This window comes from Planomonospora sp. ID82291, from assembly GCF_015711645.1.
Classification (GTDB): domain Bacteria; phylum Actinomycetota; class Actinomycetes; order Streptosporangiales; family Streptosporangiaceae; genus Planomonospora.
In genome coordinates, this window is sequence record NZ_JABTEX010000003.1 from 874,840 (window position 1) to 890,732 (window position 15,893).

Sequence of the window (15,893 nt, forward strand, 5' to 3'; positions counted from 1 at the left end):
GGGGGGCGGAGGCGCGGTCGCGTACGGGTCTACTTCTTCCTGCGCTTGTCGCCGGCGGGCCCGGCGCCGTTGGCCGCGCCGGCGGCCACCGGCTGGCGTCCGGCCTTGGCGCCGGCCCCGCCCGTGGCGGCGAGCCTGCGGGCGATCGCCTGGTAGCGCGGCTCGCGCTCCTTCAGCGTCACCAGCAGCGGCGTCGCCACGCACAGCGAGGAGTAGGTGCCGACGATCATGCCGACGAACAGTGCCAGCGACAGGTCCTTCAGCGTGCCCGCGCCGAACAGCGTGGTGCCGATGAACAGGATCGCCGCCACCGGCAGGATCGCCACCAGGGTGGTGTTCAGCGAGCGGATCAGCGTGTGGTTCAGCGCGTCGTTGGCGGCCTGGGTGTAGGTGACCTTCGAGGTCGTGCCGAGCTTGGCGGTGACCTCCTTGATCATGTCGAACACGACGACCGCGTCGTACAGCGAGTAGCCGAGGATCGTCAGGAAGCCCAGCAGGGTCGCCGGGGTGACCTCGAAACCGGACCACGCGTAGACGCCCGCGGTGATCACCAGGTCGTGGAGCAGCGCCACGATGGCGGCCAGCGCCATCTTCCACTCGAAGGCCATCGTCAGGTACAGGATGATCGCCAGCATGAAGACGATCAGGCCGACGACCGCCTTGTCGGCGACCTGGCCGCCCCAGGAGGCGCCGATCACCTGGAGGGTGACCTCGTTCTGCCGGAGGCCGAAGTCCTCGGCGGCGGCCTTCTGGACCTCGGTCACCTTGGCGGCGGGCAGGCTCTCGGTGGTGACCCGCCAGCCGTTGTTGGTCTGCTGCACGATGACCTGGTGGGCCCCGGCGTCGCTGAAGGTGCCGCGGACCTGTTCGATGTTCGCCGCCGGCGCCTTGAAGGAGAACACCGACCCGCCCCTGAACTCCACGCCCAGGTTCAGGCCGTTGACCAGCAGGCCTGCGAAGGAGACGACCAGCAGGAAGGCGGACAGGCCGTACCAGAGCTTCTGCTTGCCGACGAAGTCGACGTTGGTCTCGCCCCGGTACAGACGGCTTACGAGGCCGGCCATCATGCCTCCTGCGGAACGGTGGTGGAGCCGGCGGACGGTCCGATGCTCATGCGCTCGGCGTCCAGGCCGGAGAGCGGGTGGCCCTTGGCGAAGAACTTCAGGCGCGCCAGCAGGGCGACGAACGGCTTGGTGAACATGAACACCACGACGATGTCGATGAGGGTGGTCAGGCCCATCGCGAACGCGAACCCGGCCACGCCGCCGACCGCCAGGAAGTACAGCACCAGGGCGGCGATGAACATGACCGCGTCGGCGATCAGGATCGTGCGCCGGGCGCGGACCCAGGCGACCTCGACGGCCGAGCGCAGCGTGCGCCGGCCCTCCTTCATCTCGTCGCGGATGCGCTCGAAGTAGACGATGAACGAGTCCGCGGTGATGCCGATCGAGACGATCAGGCCGATGATGTGCGGGAGCGAGAGGCGGAAGCCCGCGAAGTGGCCGAGCAGCACCACCGACTGGTAGGTCAGCACCGAGGCGACCACGAGGCTGAGCACCGAGACGACGCCCAGCCCGCGGTAGTAGATCATCGAGTAGACCAGCACGAGGCCGAGGCCGATGGCGCCGGCGATGAGACCGCCGCGCAGCTGGTCGGCGCCGAGGGTGGAGGAGACCTCCTCGATCGAGCTCTTCTCGAACTTCAGCGGGAGCGCGCCGTACTTGAGCTGGTTGGCCAGCTCGGTGGCGGTCACCTGGGTGAAGCTGCCGGAGATCTGCGCGCGACCGCCGGTGATGGGCTCCTGGATGACCGGCGCGGAGATCACCACGCCGTCCAGGACCATGGCGACCTGGTTGCGGGGGGCCTCGGAGTTGAAGGCCGTGGTGGTGACCTTGGACCACTGGTCCGGTCCCTGGCCCTTGAAGGAGAGCTGGACGAGCCACTCGCCGGTGCTCGGCTCCACGCCCGAGGTGGCGCTGTCGATGGCGGTGCCGGTCACGGCCGCCTTCTCCAGGATGTACTTGGCGCTGCCGTCCTGGTCGCAGCCGACGAACTGCTTGTTCGGGTCGTCCTGGGCGCCCTGGCCCTTGTCCTTCGTGGAGCAGTCGAGCTCCTGGAACTGCTTGAGCACCGCCGGGTCGATCCCGGTGGTGTCGACGCCCGCCAGCGGGTCCTCGGGAGCGGCGCTCCCGCTCGGCGCGGCCGACGGGGCGGCGGAGGGGCTCGCCGTGCCCGTCGCGGAACCGGTCGCCTTGCCGGTCGCCCGGCCGGTCGGCTCGGCCTTCTTCGGTGCGGCCGAGGCGGCGGGGGTGGCGGCGGGGCTCGGGTTGGTCAGCGCCTCCGACAGACCGCGTCCCGCCGGGGAGCCGCTCGGGCTCGGCTCGGCGGTCACCGACGGCTTCGGCGTGCTCTGGCCGGTGGCCGCGGGCGAACCGGACGGAGCCGGCGTCGGCGCCTGGGTGGGCATCTCGCCCGGCGGCTGGGGCGACCCGGCCGCGATCGCCAGCACCTGGCGGAATCTCAGCTCGGCGGTCGTACCGACCAGCTTGACGACCTCCTCCTGGCCGGCGCCCGGAACGGAGATGACGATGTTGTCACCGGCTCTGGCCACCTCGGCGTCGGAGATGCCGCTGCCGTTCACCCGGTCGCGGATGATGTTCACGGCCAGGTCCAGGCTCTCCTCGGAGGGAGCGCCGCCGTTCGGGGTGATGGGCGACAGCGTCACTGTCGTGCCGCCGGCGAGGTCGAGGCCGTATTCGGGGGTGTACGCCCTGTTGAGGAACATCACCCCGCCCATGGCGAGAATGATCGCCAGAAGCAGCAGGAGCACGCGTCCCGGTCTGCTCTGGCCGCTGGTCGGTCGGGCCACTGGTCGTCAGTTCTTTCGGTTATAGGGGATGAGGCGGTGAACTGCGCTCAGGACTTCTTGGGGGTCGAGTCCTGGCTGTCACCCTGCTGCTCGGCGGTCTCCACCGCGACGTCGTCCTCGGCGTCCTCGGTGTCCTTGAGGTCCTTGACGTCCTCGGCGTCGTCCACCGGGGTCAGCACGCGTCCGATGGCGGCCTTGACCCAGCGGGTCTCGACACCGGGCGCGATCTCCAGGATCACGTCGTCGGCGTCGATGCCCACGACGGTCGCGAACAGACCGGTCGTGGTCATGACCCGCGTCCCCGGCGTCAGGGCGTTCTGCATCTGGATCTGCTCCTGCTGCCGCTTGCGCTGCGGACGGATGAGCAGGAAGTAGAACACCACGACCATCAGAGCGATCATGATGAGGCTTGAGTAGTCGCCCATGGGGCCGTTCCTCCACTTGAGAATGACCGGCCTGGCGCCGGACGTCCGTATACGGCCACGCCGCTCAGCACGTCAGCCTACACAGCCAGCCAAGCCACGGAGTTTAGGCGAGCTGTTAGAAGCGCGGCAACGAGGTCACGATCCGGCACACCGGGAAGTTCCCGTTTCGAGACCCTTGTCACCGATCCGTGATCGACTCCGTACCGCCCCGTCGCCGGGAGCGCGCGACCCCGCCACTGGAGAACAACGCCTCCGGTCCCTCCGCTCTTCCTCCTCGGGCACCGTATCCGCGGCCGATCGCTCCCGGCTCCGCCCGCCGCGCCCGACCGCGGCCACCGCGACCGGACCCGGAGGCGACCGGCCGGACCCGTCAGCGGGGGATACGGCCGCCCCGGTCCGCCGCTCCCCGCGCGCCTCAGGCGCCGAACGCGTCCGGCGGCGGGACCAGCCCCAGGTGGCGCCAGGCCGCGGCCGTCGCCACCCGGCCCCGGGGGGTGCGGGCCAGCAGGCCCTGCCGCACCAGGAACGGCTCGGCGACCACCTCGACCGTCTCGGGTTCCTCCCCCACCGCGACCGCCAGGGTGGACAGGCCGACCGGACCGCCGCCGAACCTGCGCAGCAGGACGTCCAGCACCGCCCGGTCCAGCCGGTCGAGTCCTTCGGCGTCGACCTCGTAGAGGTTCAGCGCGGCGGCGGCGACCTCCCGGGTGATCACCCCTTCGGCGCGGACCTCGGCGAAGTCGCGTACCCGGCGCAGCAGCCGGTTGGCGATGCGGGGCGTGCCCCGCGAGCGCCCGGCGATCTCACGCGCCGCGTCCTGCGGGAGCCCCAGGCCGAGCAGCCGCGACGAGCGGTGCAGCACCTGCTCCAGCTCGGCGGTCTCGTAGAAGTCCATGTGCGCGACGAAGCCGAACCGGTCGCGCAGCGGCGCGGGCAGCAGCCCCGCCCGGGTGGTGGCCCCGACCAGGGTGAAGGGCGCGATCTCCAGCGGGATCGCCGTCGCGCCGGGCCCCTTGCCCACCACGATGTCGACCCGGAAGTCCTCCATCGCCAGGTAGAGCATCTCCTCCGCCGGGCGGGCCATCCGGTGGATCTCGTCGATGAACAGGACCTCGCCCTCCGACAGCGTCGACAGGATCGCCGCCAGGTCGCCCGCCCGCTCCAGCGCCGGCCCGGAGGTGATGCGGAGCGGCACCCCCAGCTCGGTCGCGATGATCATCGACAGGGTCGTCTTGCCGAGTCCCGGCGAGCCGCTCATCAGGACGTGGTCGGGGGCCCGCCCGCGGCGCAGCGCGCTGTGCAGCACCAGGGAGAGCTGCTCGCGCACCCGCGCCTGGCCGATGAACTCCTCCAGCCGCTTGGGCCGGAGCGCGGCCTCGATCAGCCGCTCGTCGCCCTCGGCCTCGGGCGACACCAGATCACGGTCGGAACTCACCTCGGACCACCCTCGCTCATCGCACGCTCAGGGCGCGCAGCGCCGCCTTCAGCAACGCCGCGACCTGCGGGGCGCGGCCCGCGGCCACCTCGGCGTCGGCCTGCGGGCCCACCGCGGCGACCGCCTCGTCGGCGTCCCTGGCGGAGTATCCCAGCCCGATCAGCCCCGAGTGGACCTGGTCCCGCCAGGCCGGCGCCGCGGCGCGGCCGTTGAGCGCGGCGCTGACCGCCTCCTCCGGGGTGCCCAGCTTGTCCTTGAGGTCGACGATGATCCGCTGGGCGCCCTTGGGGCCCACGCCCGGCACCCGGGTCAGCGCCTTGACGTCGGCCGCGGCCACGGCCACCCGGAGCGCGTTGGGCGTGTGCACCGCCAGCATGGCCAGCGCCACCTTGGGGCCGACGCCGCTGGCGGCCTGCAGCATCTCGAAGACGCCGCGCTCGTCGTCGTCGGCGAAGCCGAACAGGGTCAGGGACTCCTCGCGGACCACCAGCGAGGTGGCCAGGGCGGCCTCCTCCCCCACCCGCAGCGTCGCGAGCGTGCCCGGGGTGCAGTGCACCAGCACGCCCACGCCGCCGACCTCGACCACGGCCCTGTCATGCGCGAGCGAGGCCACCCGGCCCCGCACCGAGGCGATCACTTCGCGGTTCCTCTCGACTGTCCGGCGCGGCCCCGGCCGCGGAAATAGGCCGCCGCGGTCGTGCCGGGCGCGGTCTTCGCCCTGGCCAGCGCCTCGGCCAGGCGGCTCTGCGCCCCGCCCCGCCAGACGTGGCAGATGGCGAGGGCGAGGGCGTCGGCGGCGTCGGCGGGCTTGGGCATCGCGTCGAGCCGCAGCAGCCTGGTCACCATGGCGCCGACCTGCTGCTTGCCGGCCGTACCGCTCCCGGTGATGGCGGCCTTGACCTCCGACGGGGTGTGCAGCGCCACGGGGATGCCCCGCCGCGAGGCGCACAGGATCGCCACGGCCGAGGCCTGCGCCGTGCCCATCACGGTCCGGAGGTTGTGCTGGGCGAAGACCCGCTCCACCGCCACGGCGTCCGGCTCCAGCTCGTCGAGCCACCGCTCGATGCCGGCCTCGACGGCCACCAGGCGGGCGCCGATCTCCTCGTCGGCGGCCGTGCGCACGACGCCGACCTTCACCAGGTTCAGCGGCGCCCCGGGACGTCCCTCCACGGCTCCGAGCCCGCACCGGGTCAGCCCCGGATCGACCCCCATCACCCGCAGCTCGGGCAAGCGCACCGACACCCCTCCCACCCGCCGAACACCTGTTCGGTGCCCGACTCTACCGCCTGGCCGCGCCCCGCGCACGGAGCCCGCCATAAGGAGCCCACCGCGCGGGCCGCTCACAGGTGCCGGGCCGCGGCCTCCTCCCCGTCGCCCCCGGCCGCCTTCTCCCGCAGCCGGTCCAGCCGGGCCATCACCGGCGTCGCCGTGACGCCGTGCAGCACCAGCGAGACCAGCACGGTGAAGGCCACCACCGCCCACAGCTCCGCGGCGGGCACACCGAAGTCGGCGTGCCCGAGCGCGTAGGCGAGGTAGTACAGCGAGCCGATGCCCCGGATGCCGAAGAAGGCGATCACACCTCCCTCGCGCGGTCCCGCCCGGCCGCGCAGCCCGGCCAGCCAGCCGGTCAGCGGCCGGACCACCAGCAGCAGCGCCAACCCGGCCGCGGCCCCCCGCCAGGTCAGCGCGGACAGGCCCCCGGTCGCCACGAACCCGCCGAGCAGCAGGATCAGCCAGGCGGTGAGCAGCCGCTCGATCTGCTCGATGAACCCGTGGAGCACGCCGTTGTAGCCGTGGGTGCGCTCGGCGGCCCGGATCGTGCAGGCGGTCACGAACACCGCGATGAAGCCGTACCCGCCCGCCAGTTCGGTGCCGCCGTAGGCCAGGAACGTCGCGGCCAGCGCGACGAACCCGTCCCGGTGCTCGGCCAGCCGCAGGTCCGACACCTTCGCCCGGAAGAACAGGCGGCCGAGCAGCGTGCCGGCCGCCAGCCCGCCCGCCACGCCCACCGCGCCCTTGTAGAGCACGTCGACCAGGACCCACTCGCCGATCCACCCGGTGCCGCCGCCGGCCAGGGCCAGGGCGATCGCGGCGTAGACGAACGGGAAGGCCAGCCCGTCGTTGAGCCCGGCCTCAGCGGTGAGGGTGAAGCGCACCTCGTCGTCGGCCTTCTCCGAGTCGACCGGCTCGCCGACCTGCACGTCGGAGGCGAGCACCGGGTCGGTCGGCGAGAGCGCCGCGCCGAGCAGCAGCGCCGCGGCCCACGGCCAGTCCAGCAGCCCGTGCAGGACCAGCGCGACCGCCGCCACGCTCAGCGGCATCGTCCAGGCCAGCAGCCGCCAGACGGACCCCCACCGGCGCCGGCCGAAGGGCCGGTTGATCGCCAGTCCCGCGCCCATCAACGAGATGATCACGCAGATCTCGGTGGCGTGCTCGACGACGGCCCGGTGCGCCACCGGGTCGGGGACCGGCAGGTCGAGCGGGAGGAGGTAGAGGAGCACCCCGACGACCAGGCACGCCAGCGGCAGCGAGAAGGGCCGCCGCCGCAGCACGCGCGGCAGCACGGCCGCCAGCAGGGCGCCGACGCCCGCCAGCGCGAAGACCAGATCCGGGTTCGCCATGATCAAGCGGAAGTACCCCTACAGCCGGGGGCAAACCTCGCGGAACACGGACAGGCCCCCGGAAAGGAGAGCGCCCCTCCGCTTCGGAGGGGCGCCGGGCGATCAGGCTTCGAGCTTCTCCATGACCTCGTCGGAGACGTCGAAGTTGGCCCACACGTTCTGCACGTCGTCGCTGTCCTCGAGCGCGTCGATCAGCCGGAAGACCTTGCGCGCGCCCTCCTCGTCCAGCGCGACGCTCATCGTCGGCATGAAGCTCGACTCCGCCGAGTCGTAGTCGATCCCGGCGTCCTGCAGGGCCTTGCGCACCGGGACGAGGTCGCCGGCCTCGGAGACGACCTCATAGGTGTCGCCCAGGTCGTTGACCTCCTCGGCGCCCGCGTCGAGGACCGCCGTCAGCACGTCGTCCTCCGACAGCCCGCCCTTGGGGACGATCACGACGCCCTTGCGGTTGAACATGTAGGACACCGAGCCGGGGTCGGCCAGGGAGCCGCCGTTGCGGGTCAGCGCGACCCGGACCTCGGAGGCGGCGCGGTTGCGGTTGTCGGTGAGGCACTCGATCAGCACCGCGACGCCGCCGGGGGCGTAGCCCTCGTACATGATGGTCTGCCAGTCGGCGCCGCCCGCCTCCAGGCCGCCGCCGCGCTTGCGCGCGCGCTCGATGTTGTCGATCGGGACGGAGCTCTTGCGCGCCTTGGTGATGGCGTCGTACAGCGTCGGGTTGCCGTCCGGGTCGGGACCACCGGTCCGGGCGGCGACCTCGATGTTCTTGATGAGCTTGGCGAACAGCTTGCCCCGCTTGGAGTCAAGCGCGGCCTTCTTGTGCTTCGTCGTCGCCCATTTGGAGTGGCCGGACATCGCCTAGAACTCCCTCACCATTTCAACAAAGTACGAATGCACGCCGGCGTCCCCGGTCAGCTCCGGGTGGAAGGACGTGGCGAGCAGCGGCCCCTGGCGGACCGCGACGATCCTATCCCCAGGTTCGGCCCGGGCCAGCACCTCCACCGCGGAACCGACCGATTCCACCCAGGGGGCGCGGATGAACACCGCACGCAGCGGGCCGCGGCCGGCGAAGTCGAGGTCGGCCTCGAAGGAGTCGACCTGGCGGCCGAAGGCGTTGCGGCGGACGGTCATGTCGATGCCGCCGAAGGTCTGCTGGCCTGCGGCGCCGTCCTCGATCCGATCGGCCAGCATGATCATCCCGGCGCAGGATCCGTAGACGGGCATGCCGCCGGCGATGCGCTCCCGGACGGGGTCCAGCATGTCGAACGTGACCGCCAGCTTCCACATGGTCGTGGACTCGCCGCCGGGGACGACCAGCGCGTCGACGGTCTCCAGCTCCCCGGGGCGCCGTACGGTCACCGTCTTCGCCCCCGCCTCCTCCAGCGCGCGCACGTGTTCGCGCACGTCTCCCTGGAGGGCGAGCACACCGATCGTGGGCACAGGCATCCTTTCGTCCGGCTCGTCTGGTTCGCTCTACGAGCGTAGCCTCTGCCGCCCGATGCGCCATCCGATGCGCCGCCCGATGCGCCGCCCGATGCGCCATCCGATGCGCCATCCGATGCGCCGCCCGGTCCGGCCGCCCTCCGGGGCGGGCGGTCCCGCCGCGGGAGCGGGAGCCGGGCGGCCGTCAGGGCCGCAGGGTCTCCCGGTCCACGGTCTCCTGGATCGGGTCGGCCTCGGGCGTCCTCGCCGCCGAGGGGTCGAGCGGGCGCAGGTAGGTCTGCCGGACCCCCGGGACCCGGTCCTCGATCACGAACGTCGCCCGGGTGTACGCCGCCGCACCCGGCCGGGTGACCTGGGGGACGACCTTGAAGTCCGCGGTGAGCGCCTCCCGGTCGATCCGGGTGAGCACGTAGCCGCGCTGGTCGTTGTGGAACCTCAGGTGCGGGTTGATCGCCAGGAACGGGTGGGCGGCCGGGTCGGAGTCGCGGCCGTCGCCGCCCGAGGTAATCGAGGAGGTCACCAGCTCGGAGCCGACCGTGCGGCCCGCCGGGTCGTCGTAGTCGAGCTTGAGGTCGCCCGCCCAGTGCGCGTGCACGTCCCCGGTGAGCACGACCGGGTTGCGCACCCCGGCCTCCACCCAGCCCCGGGTGATCCGCTCCCGGGAGGCGGCGTAGCCGTCCCAGGCGTCCTGGTTGGTGATCTTCGCGGGTCCGGCGTCGCTGTCGCGCTGGGCGAAGAAGACCTGCTGGCCCACGATGTCCCAGCGCGCCCGCGACCGGCGGAAGCCCTCCAGCAGCCAGTGCTCCTGCGCCTCCCCGGTGATCGAGCGGGCCGGGTCGGCGGCCTCCGGGCAGTCGCGGTAGCCGTCGCCGCAGCCCTGGTCGTCGCGGTGCTGCCGGGTGTCGAGCAGGTGGAAGACGGCCAGCCGCCCCCAGAGGATCCGCCGGTAGAGCCGCATGTCGGCGCCGCGCGGGACGGACCGCCGGCGCAGCGGCATGTTCTCGTGGTAGGCCCGGAAGGCCGCCTCGCGCCGGGCGGGGAAGCCCGGCTGCGGGACCTCGGGCCTCTCCGGCACCTCGCCGGCCCAGTTGTTGTCCAGTTCGTGGTCGTCCCAGACGACCAGCCAGGGCGCCGCGGCGTGCGCCGCCCGCAGGTCGGGGTCGGTCTTGTACTGGGCGTGCCGCCGCCGGTAGTCCGCCAGGGTCTCGGTCTCCGGCCCCTCGTGGTGGCGGACGTTGCCGCCCGGGATCGTGTAGGTGTCGCGCCGGTACTCGTACAGGTAGTCGCCCAGGTGCAGGACGAGGTCGGGGCGGTCCTCGGCCAGGCGCCGGTAGGCGGTGAAGTGACCGTGCTCGTACTGCGCGCAGGAGGCGAAGGCCATCGCCAGGCCGGAGCCGTACGACAGCGGGTGCGGGGCGGTCCTGGCCCGGCCCGTCGGCGAGACGTGCGGGCCGGCCTTGAAGCGGTACCAGTAGTCGCGGTCGGCGGCCAGCCCGTCGAGTTCGACGTGCACGCTGTGGCCCCGCTCGGGGCGCGCCGTGGCCACCCCGTGCCGCAGGATCCGGCGGCCGGCCTCGTCGCCGTAGACCTGCCAGTGCACGGTGAAGGGCCGGGCCGGCATGCCGCCCGCGCCGTCCTCGGCCAGCGGCCGGGGCGCCAGCCGCGTCCAGATCACGAACCCGCCGGAGTCGGGGTCTCCGGAGGCGACGCCGAGGGTGAAGGGGTCGGAGCGCGGTTCCCGGGAGACCGCGGACGCCTCGGCGGGCCCCGGTCCGGGACCGGCGTGCGCGGCGGGCAGGCCGGCCGCGGCGCCGGCGGTGAGACCGGTGACGAGGAAGGAGCGTCGGCTGAGCTGGGACATGAGGGGGATCCTGCCGGGGCGGGGGGCGCGGACGCCGGCGGCCTCGCGGGAGATCACGACAAGGAGGCGGACTCCTCAGGTGGCGAAAAGGGCGGCACCCCGCGCGGATGCCGCCCTTGACGGAGCCTTGTGCCGGAGCGGACTACCAGCCGCGCTCGGCCAGGCGGTGCGGGACCGGGATGTCGTCGACGTTGATGCCGACCATGGCCTCGCCCAGCCCGCGGGAGACCTTGGCGACGACGTCCGGGTCGTCGTGGAACGTGGTGGCCTTGACGATCGCGGCGGCGCGCTGGGCGGGGTTGCCCGACTTGAAGATGCCGGAGCCGACGAACACGCCCTCGGCGCCGAGCTGCATCATCATCGCGGCGTCGGCCGGGGTGGCGATGCCGCCCGCGGTGAACAGCACGACGGGCAGCTTGCCGGTCCGGGCGACCTCGGCCACCAGCTCGTACGGCGCCTGCAGCTCCTTGGCCGCGACGTAGAGCTCGTCCTCGGGCAGGGAGGACAGCCGCTTGAGCTCGCCGCGGATCGTGCGCATGTGGGTGACGGCGTTGGAGACGTCGCCGGTGCCGGCCTCGCCCTTGGAGCGGATCATCGCCGCGCCCTCGGTGATGCGGCGCAGCGCCTCGCCCAGGTTGGTGGCGCCGCAGACGAAGGGCACGGTGAACCGCCACTTGTCGATGTGGTTGGCGTAGTCGGCCGGGGTGAGCACCTCCGACTCGTCGATGTAGTCGACGCCCAGCGACTGCAGGACCTGGGCCTCGACGAAGTGGCCGATGCGGGCCTTGGCCATGACGGGGATCGAGACGGCCGCGATGATGCCGTCGATCATGTCGGGGTCGCTCATCCGGGAGACGCCGCCCTGCGCGCGGATGTCGGCGGGGACGCGCTCCAGCGCCATGACGGCGACGGCGCCCGCGTCCTCGGCGATCTTGGCCTGCTCGGCGTTGACGACGTCCATGATGACGCCGCCCTTGAGCATCTCGGCCATGCCGCGCTTCACCCGGGCGGTTCCGGTGATGGCGGTCTCGGTGACTTCGGGCGTGCTGCTGGACACGGTCTCTACCTCACGACGACTGGGGTTGCTGCGGACACGGCCGCCCGCGGGGCGGCCGTCACACGCTTCATCGTAGGCGCTGGCTCGCGTGTTCTCCCCCACCACCCTGTCGCACTCCGGCGCCCGGCTTGGACATCCTGTACGGCCGGACCGCGAGCCGGCCGTACAAGGTGTCCGCCCGGCCGTACAGGGCGCCCGCGGGCGGCGCGTCAGGGGACGGCCCGTCGGCGGGGTCGCGGCCGGTCCGGCGCGCTCCCGCGCGGGAGCGCGTCAGGGGTGACCGGCGTGGGCGCCTCAGGGGGTGACCGGCGTGGGCGCCTCAGGGGGTGACCGGCGTGGGCGCCTCAGGGGGTGACCGGTTTGGGCGCGGCGAGGACGATCCAGACCTGGCCGGGGGCGAAGTTCATCGGCTCGCCGCCCTCGGTGGTGAAGACCGTGCCGTCCTCCTCCGTCGCCCGGCTCCAGCGCGCCTTGAACGCCTTGCCGTCGCGCAGGACGACCGCCCGGCCCTTGCCGGTGGTGCGGACCAGGGGGGTGTAGCTCTGGTTCTTGTCGTGGAACTGCGAGCGCTCGGTCCTGGTGTACTGCACGACGATCGTGGGGGCGCCGAGCTGGCCGCCCTCGGCCGCCATGTCCTTCTCGCCGTCCTGCCAGATCAGCCACTTGCCGGCCGCCTCCGACCAGCCGAAGGTGAACCGGGCGGCGGGGTACCTCACGCTGTAGGTCCTGCGGGGCGTGCCGCCCTCGGCCGGGGCGTCGCCGAAGGTGAGGCCGATGTCCTTCGCCCTGCTCGCCTTGGGCGCCGCGGCCAGCAGCTTCCTGGTGTCGGCGAACAGGTTGTAGGGGGCGTAGCGGCCGGGCTGGCGGAAGTAGGCCCCCGGGGCGCGGCTGTCGGAGACGTCGAACAGCGGGGCCTGGGCGATGAACGGCAGCATCTTGGTCTGCGCGCCGGAGTAGGCGAAGGCCGGCCTGCCGAACTGCGGGGCGAGGTGCAGGTCGGAGATGCGGGCGCTGCGCACGGGCCCGATCTTGGCGGGGATCTTCGAGGAGAAGACCGCGATCAGCCGGGTCAGCCCCGCCTCGACCTGGGTGACGTAGACGATGTCGGCGCTCTTGAGGCCGAGCTGGGGCTTGCCCGCCGAGGTGTTCTCGATCTTGGCGGCGAGGACCGGCCTGCGGGCCGCGCCGGGCAGCCCGGTGAAGGGATGGGTCGGCTCCGGGGTCGGCGTGGGCGCCGGGGGCGCGGTGGCCGCCTGGGGGTTCCTGCCCGGAACGGGCTCGTCGGACGAACAGGCCGCGGCCGGCGCCACCACGGCCGCTCCGGCCAGAGCGACGGCGATCATCCGGGGTACCCGCACGGTCATCTCCTCAGCTGGGCAAGAAATCCCCAAGAGCCTACCGGCGCCCGACTTGTCGGGTGTTCCGCTTCATGGAGCGGTTCATGGAGCGGTTCATGGAGCGGTTCATGGAGCGGTTCATGGAGCGGTTCATGGAGCGGTTCATGGAGGTGAGCGGGGAACCCCGGCCGGCGCGGGCCGCCCGGGGCCCGTTCACTCCGCCGCCAAGGCCTGCGGCGGGGCGTCGTCGATCTCGAAGAAGTCCGGGTAGGCGGTGTGCCCGGCCAGCCGGAGCGTGCGGGCCAGCAGGCGGCGCTGGGCGGCCCGGGTCACGCCGACGGCGTTGTTGTAGAAGCGCCGGGCGTAGACGACCTTGGCGACCGCGCTGTCGAGCTCCTGCAGCAGCTCCGGACCCGCCGGGGTCTCGCCCAGCTTCTCCCGGAAGCGCTCCTGGTCGAGCACCGCCCGCAGCGCCCGCGACAGCTCGCTCTCGGCGTGCTCGCGCTCCGGTGGCCCGGCCGTACGGGCCTCGTGGGCGGCGGCGGCCAGCACCAGGCTCGTCGCCGGGTCCAGGATCCGGGAGGCCGCCAGCTCCAGGCAGACGGCGGCCCGCCGTACCAGGGCGGCGTCCAGGGACTCGCGGGCCAGCTCCAGCCGGATGTGCAGCCGGTCCAGCCGGCCCGCCCGCCAGGAGACGTAGACGGCGGTGAGCACCATGATGACGCCCGCCACCAGGATCGTCGTGGCCGTCACGGCGCGTCGTCCTCCTCGACCCCGGCCGGGACCGCCACCGTCTCGTAGACACGGGCGACGTCGCGGGCGACCGTGGACCAGTCGTACTTCCACACGGCGGTGCGCGCCTCGTCCGACAGCTTGGCGCGGCGCGCGGGGTCGTCCAGCAGCGCGGCGGCCTCGCGCGCGAGCGAGGCGGCGTTCCCCGTCTCGAACAGCGCCCCCGCCTGCCCGTCGTCGAGGACCTTGCGGAAGGCCGGGATGTCGCTGGCCAGGATCGCGGCCCCGGCCGACATCGCCTCGGTGAGCACGATGCCGAAGCTCTCTCCGCCCAGGTTCGGCGCGCAGAAGACGTCCACCGAGTGGTAGGCGCGGATCTTGTCCTCCTCGCTGACCATGCCCAGCAGCTCGACCCGGTCGCGGAACTCGGCCGGGACCCGCTCCCGCACCTCGGCGGCGTCGCCGGGCCCGGCGATGAGCAGGCGCAGCCCGGGCCGCCGGGGCGCCAGCAGCGCGAACGCCTCCAGCAGCACGGGCAGGCCCTTGCGGGGCTCGTCCATCCGGCCCAGGAAGCCGATCACCTCGCCGCCGGCCGCGCGCGGCAGCGGCTCGGCCTCGGTGTAGCGGCGGACCGTCACCCCGTTGGGGATCAGTACGGCGTCGCCGCCGATGAACTCCACCAGCGTCTTCCTGGCCGCGTCCGACACGGCGATCCTGGCGCTGATCTTCTCCAGCGCGCTCATGATCACCGGGGTGGCGACCGAGAAGGCCCGCGAGCGCCCGTAGGAGGCGTGGAAGGTCGCCACGATCGGCCCCCGGGCCACCCAGCAGGCCAGCAGGCCGACCGAGGGGATGAACGGCTCGTGCACGTGCAGGACGTCGAAGCGCCCGTCGCGCACCCAGCGGCGCACCCGGTTCGCCGACAGGAAGCCGAACGACATCCGCGCCACCGACCCGTTGAAGGAGACCGGGACCGGGCGGCCCACCGAGGTGACGTAGCCGGGCAGCTCGTCGTCGTCGGCGGCCGGGGCGATCACCGAGACCTGGTGGCCCTCCTCCATGAGCGCCTCGGCGAGGTCGCGGATGTGCACCTGGACCCCGCCCGGGACGTCCCAGGCGTAGGGGCAGACGATGCCGATCCTCATGCGCGGGGCTCCAGGTCGTCGAGCCAGAGGCGCTGGAGCATGTGCCAGTCCTGGGGGTGGGCGGAGATGCCCCGCTCGAAGACGGCCGCCAGGCGCTGCATGGCCGCGGCGGTCCGCTCCTGGCGGGTGCCCTCGTCGGGGATCTCGATCTCCTCGTGGATCTCCAGGCCCCAGTCGCGCCCGTGGAAGTACGGGATGGCCGGCAGCAGGGCCGCGCCGGTGTGCACCGCCAGCAGCCCCGGCCCGGCGGGCATCCGGGTGGCGGAGCCGAAGAAGGAGACCTCGATCCCCTTGGCCGTCAGGTCGCGCTCGGCCGGCAGCGCGACCGCCCGGCCGGCCCGCAGCCGCTGCGCCAGCGTGCCGAAGTTCTGGCCGTCGCCCCCGGTCAGCGGGAGCACCTCCATGCCGAGCCCCTCGCGGAAGGCGGTGTAGCGGCGGAACAGCGACTCGGGCCGGAGCCGCTCGGCGACGGTCGTGAACGGGTGCCCCGAGCCGATGAGCCAGGCTCCCGCCTGGTCCCAGTTGCCCATGTGCGGCAGCGCGAGCACCACGCCGCGCCCCTTGTCGAGGTTCTCGAAGATCCGCTCCGCGCCCTCGACGCGGGTGCGGGCGAGGATCTCCGCCTTCGGCACGGACGGCAGCCGGAAGACCTCGTGGAAGTAGCGGAAGTAGGAGCGCATGCCCGCGCGGCTCAGCGCGCGGACGGCCGGGTCGTCGGGCGAGGTCCCCCGGACGCGGGCCAGGTTGGCCTCCAGCCGGCGCACCGACGGGCCGCGCCGCTTCCACAGGCGGTCGGCCGCGATGTCGAAGGCCCGGCCGGTCAGCCGTTCGGGCAGGTGCGGCACGAGCGCCCAGCCCGCGCCGAATCCGGCGGCGACCAGGCGGTCCTGCAGGGACGGCCGGGGGGCCGCAGGGGGAGCGGAGGGCGCGGCGGACGCCGCGGGCGTGGACGGGTCGGTCATCGCTCT

General features: G+C 73.1%; 15 protein-coding genes. All 15 read right to left on the reverse strand.

Annotated features, from left to right (window positions below; genetic code table 11):
• Positions 1–29: 29 nt before the first annotated feature.
• The 15 genes from secF to HS045_RS23190 all read right to left on the reverse strand — a co-directional run bounded on the left by secF (position 30) and on the right by HS045_RS23190 (position 15,887).
• Positions 30–1,064 (reverse strand): protein translocase subunit SecF, encoded by a 1,035-nt coding sequence (secF, locus tag HS045_RS23120; RefSeq protein ID WP_196453498.1) that lies wholly within the window; start codon positions 1,062–1,064, stop codon positions 30–32.
• Positions 1,064–2,830, reverse strand: a complete 1,767-nt coding sequence (gene secD, locus HS045_RS23125; RefSeq protein ID WP_196453499.1) for a protein translocase subunit SecD — start codon at positions 2,828–2,830, stop codon at positions 1,064–1,066. Before secD ends, secF begins: the two co-directional genes overlap by 1 nt.
• An 86-nt stretch (positions 2,831–2,916) precedes the next feature.
• A complete protein-coding gene (gene yajC, locus HS045_RS23130; protein WP_196453500.1) occupies positions 2,917–3,294 on the reverse strand; it encodes a preprotein translocase subunit YajC in 378 nt (125 codons plus the stop codon).
• A gap of 415 nt (positions 3,295–3,709) precedes the next feature.
• Entirely contained in the window at positions 3,710–4,729 is a 1,020-nt protein-coding gene (gene ruvB / locus HS045_RS23135; RefSeq protein WP_196453501.1) for a Holliday junction branch migration DNA helicase RuvB, read from the reverse strand.
• Between the two features lie 16 nt (positions 4,730–4,745).
• Complete coding sequence (gene ruvA / locus HS045_RS23140; RefSeq protein ID WP_196453502.1) at positions 4,746–5,366, reverse strand: Holliday junction branch migration protein RuvA; 621 nt, start codon at positions 5,364–5,366, stop codon at positions 4,746–4,748.
• Positions 5,363–5,950, reverse strand: a complete 588-nt coding sequence (ruvC, locus tag HS045_RS23145; RefSeq protein ID WP_196453812.1) for a crossover junction endodeoxyribonuclease RuvC — start codon at positions 5,948–5,950, stop codon at positions 5,363–5,365. Before ruvC ends, ruvA begins: the two co-directional genes overlap by 4 nt.
• 119 nt (positions 5,951–6,069) lie before the next feature.
• Positions 6,070–7,350, reverse strand: a complete 1,281-nt coding sequence (locus tag HS045_RS23150) for a sodium:proton antiporter (RefSeq protein WP_196453503.1) — start codon at positions 7,348–7,350, stop codon at positions 6,070–6,072.
• A 102-nt stretch (positions 7,351–7,452) separates the two neighbouring features.
• A complete protein-coding gene (locus tag HS045_RS23155) occupies positions 7,453–8,205 on the reverse strand; it encodes a YebC/PmpR family DNA-binding transcriptional regulator (RefSeq protein ID WP_196453504.1) in 753 nt (250 codons plus the stop codon).
• A 3-nt stretch (positions 8,206–8,208) separates the two neighbouring features.
• Positions 8,209–8,796 (reverse strand): pyridoxal 5'-phosphate synthase glutaminase subunit PdxT, encoded by a 588-nt coding sequence (gene pdxT / locus HS045_RS23160; RefSeq protein WP_230884545.1) that lies wholly within the window; start codon positions 8,794–8,796, stop codon positions 8,209–8,211.
• A gap of 181 nt (positions 8,797–8,977) precedes the next feature.
• A complete protein-coding gene (locus tag HS045_RS23165) occupies positions 8,978–10,654 on the reverse strand; it encodes an alkaline phosphatase (RefSeq protein ID WP_196453506.1) in 1,677 nt (558 codons plus the stop codon).
• A 142-nt stretch (positions 10,655–10,796) separates the two neighbouring features.
• The gene (gene pdxS, locus HS045_RS23170; RefSeq protein WP_196453507.1) at positions 10,797–11,711 is read right to left on the reverse strand and encodes a pyridoxal 5'-phosphate synthase lyase subunit PdxS; all 915 of its coding nucleotides are present in this window, start codon (positions 11,709–11,711) and stop codon (positions 10,797–10,799) included.
• Between the two features lie 344 nt (positions 11,712–12,055).
• Positions 12,056–13,075, reverse strand: coding sequence for a DUF3048 domain-containing protein (locus tag HS045_RS23175; RefSeq protein WP_374191405.1), 1,020 nt, complete (start codon positions 13,073–13,075; stop codon positions 12,056–12,058).
• Between the two features lie 186 nt (positions 13,076–13,261).
• Positions 13,262–13,765, reverse strand: coding sequence for a hypothetical protein (locus HS045_RS23180; RefSeq protein WP_196453814.1), 504 nt, complete (start codon positions 13,763–13,765; stop codon positions 13,262–13,264).
• A gap of 32 nt (positions 13,766–13,797) precedes the next feature.
• Positions 13,798–14,925, reverse strand: coding sequence for a glycosyltransferase family 4 protein (locus tag HS045_RS23185; protein ID WP_196453508.1), 1,128 nt, complete (start codon positions 14,923–14,925; stop codon positions 13,798–13,800).
• Positions 14,922–15,887 carry a phosphatidylinositol mannoside acyltransferase gene (locus HS045_RS23190; RefSeq protein WP_196453509.1) on the reverse strand — a complete coding sequence of 322 codons (966 nt, stop codon included), beginning with the start codon at positions 15,885–15,887 and terminating at the stop codon, positions 14,922–14,924. Before HS045_RS23190 ends, HS045_RS23185 begins: the two co-directional genes overlap by 4 nt.
• Positions 15,888–15,893: the final 6 nt, after the last annotated feature.

What these genes read in the sequence shown, in the direction of transcription:
- secF (WP_196453498.1), bottom strand. Translation starts at nt 1,064, where the DNA reads ATGGCCGGCCTCGTAAGCCGTCTGTACCGGGGCGAGACCAACGTCGAC.
- yajC (WP_196453500.1), bottom strand. Translation starts at nt 3,294, where the DNA reads ATGGGCGACTACTCAAGCCTCATCATGATCGCTCTGATGGTCGTGGTG.
- HS045_RS23150 (WP_196453503.1), bottom strand. Translation starts at nt 7,350, where the DNA reads ATGGCGAACCCGGATCTGGTCTTCGCGCTGGCGGGCGTCGGCGCCCTG.
- HS045_RS23155 (WP_196453504.1), bottom strand. Translation starts at nt 8,205, where the DNA reads ATGTCCGGCCACTCCAAATGGGCGACGACGAAGCACAAGAAGGCCGCG.
- pdxT (WP_230884545.1), bottom strand. Translation starts at nt 8,796, where the DNA reads ATGCCTGTGCCCACGATCGGTGTGCTCGCCCTCCAGGGAGACGTGCGC.
- HS045_RS23165 (WP_196453506.1), bottom strand. Translation starts at nt 10,654, where the DNA reads ATGTCCCAGCTCAGCCGACGCTCCTTCCTCGTCACCGGTCTCACCGCC.
- HS045_RS23175 (WP_374191405.1), bottom strand. Translation starts at nt 13,075, where the DNA reads ATGACCGTGCGGGTACCCCGGATGATCGCCGTCGCTCTGGCCGGAGCG.
- HS045_RS23180 (WP_196453814.1), bottom strand. Translation starts at nt 13,765, where the DNA reads ATGGTGCTCACCGCCGTCTACGTCTCCTGGCGGGCGGGCCGGCTGGAC.
- HS045_RS23185 (WP_196453508.1), bottom strand. Translation starts at nt 14,925, where the DNA reads ATGAGGATCGGCATCGTCTGCCCCTACGCCTGGGACGTCCCGGGCGGG.
- HS045_RS23190 (WP_196453509.1), bottom strand. Translation starts at nt 15,887, where the DNA reads ATGACCGACCCGTCCACGCCCGCGGCGTCCGCCGCGCCCTCCGCTCCC.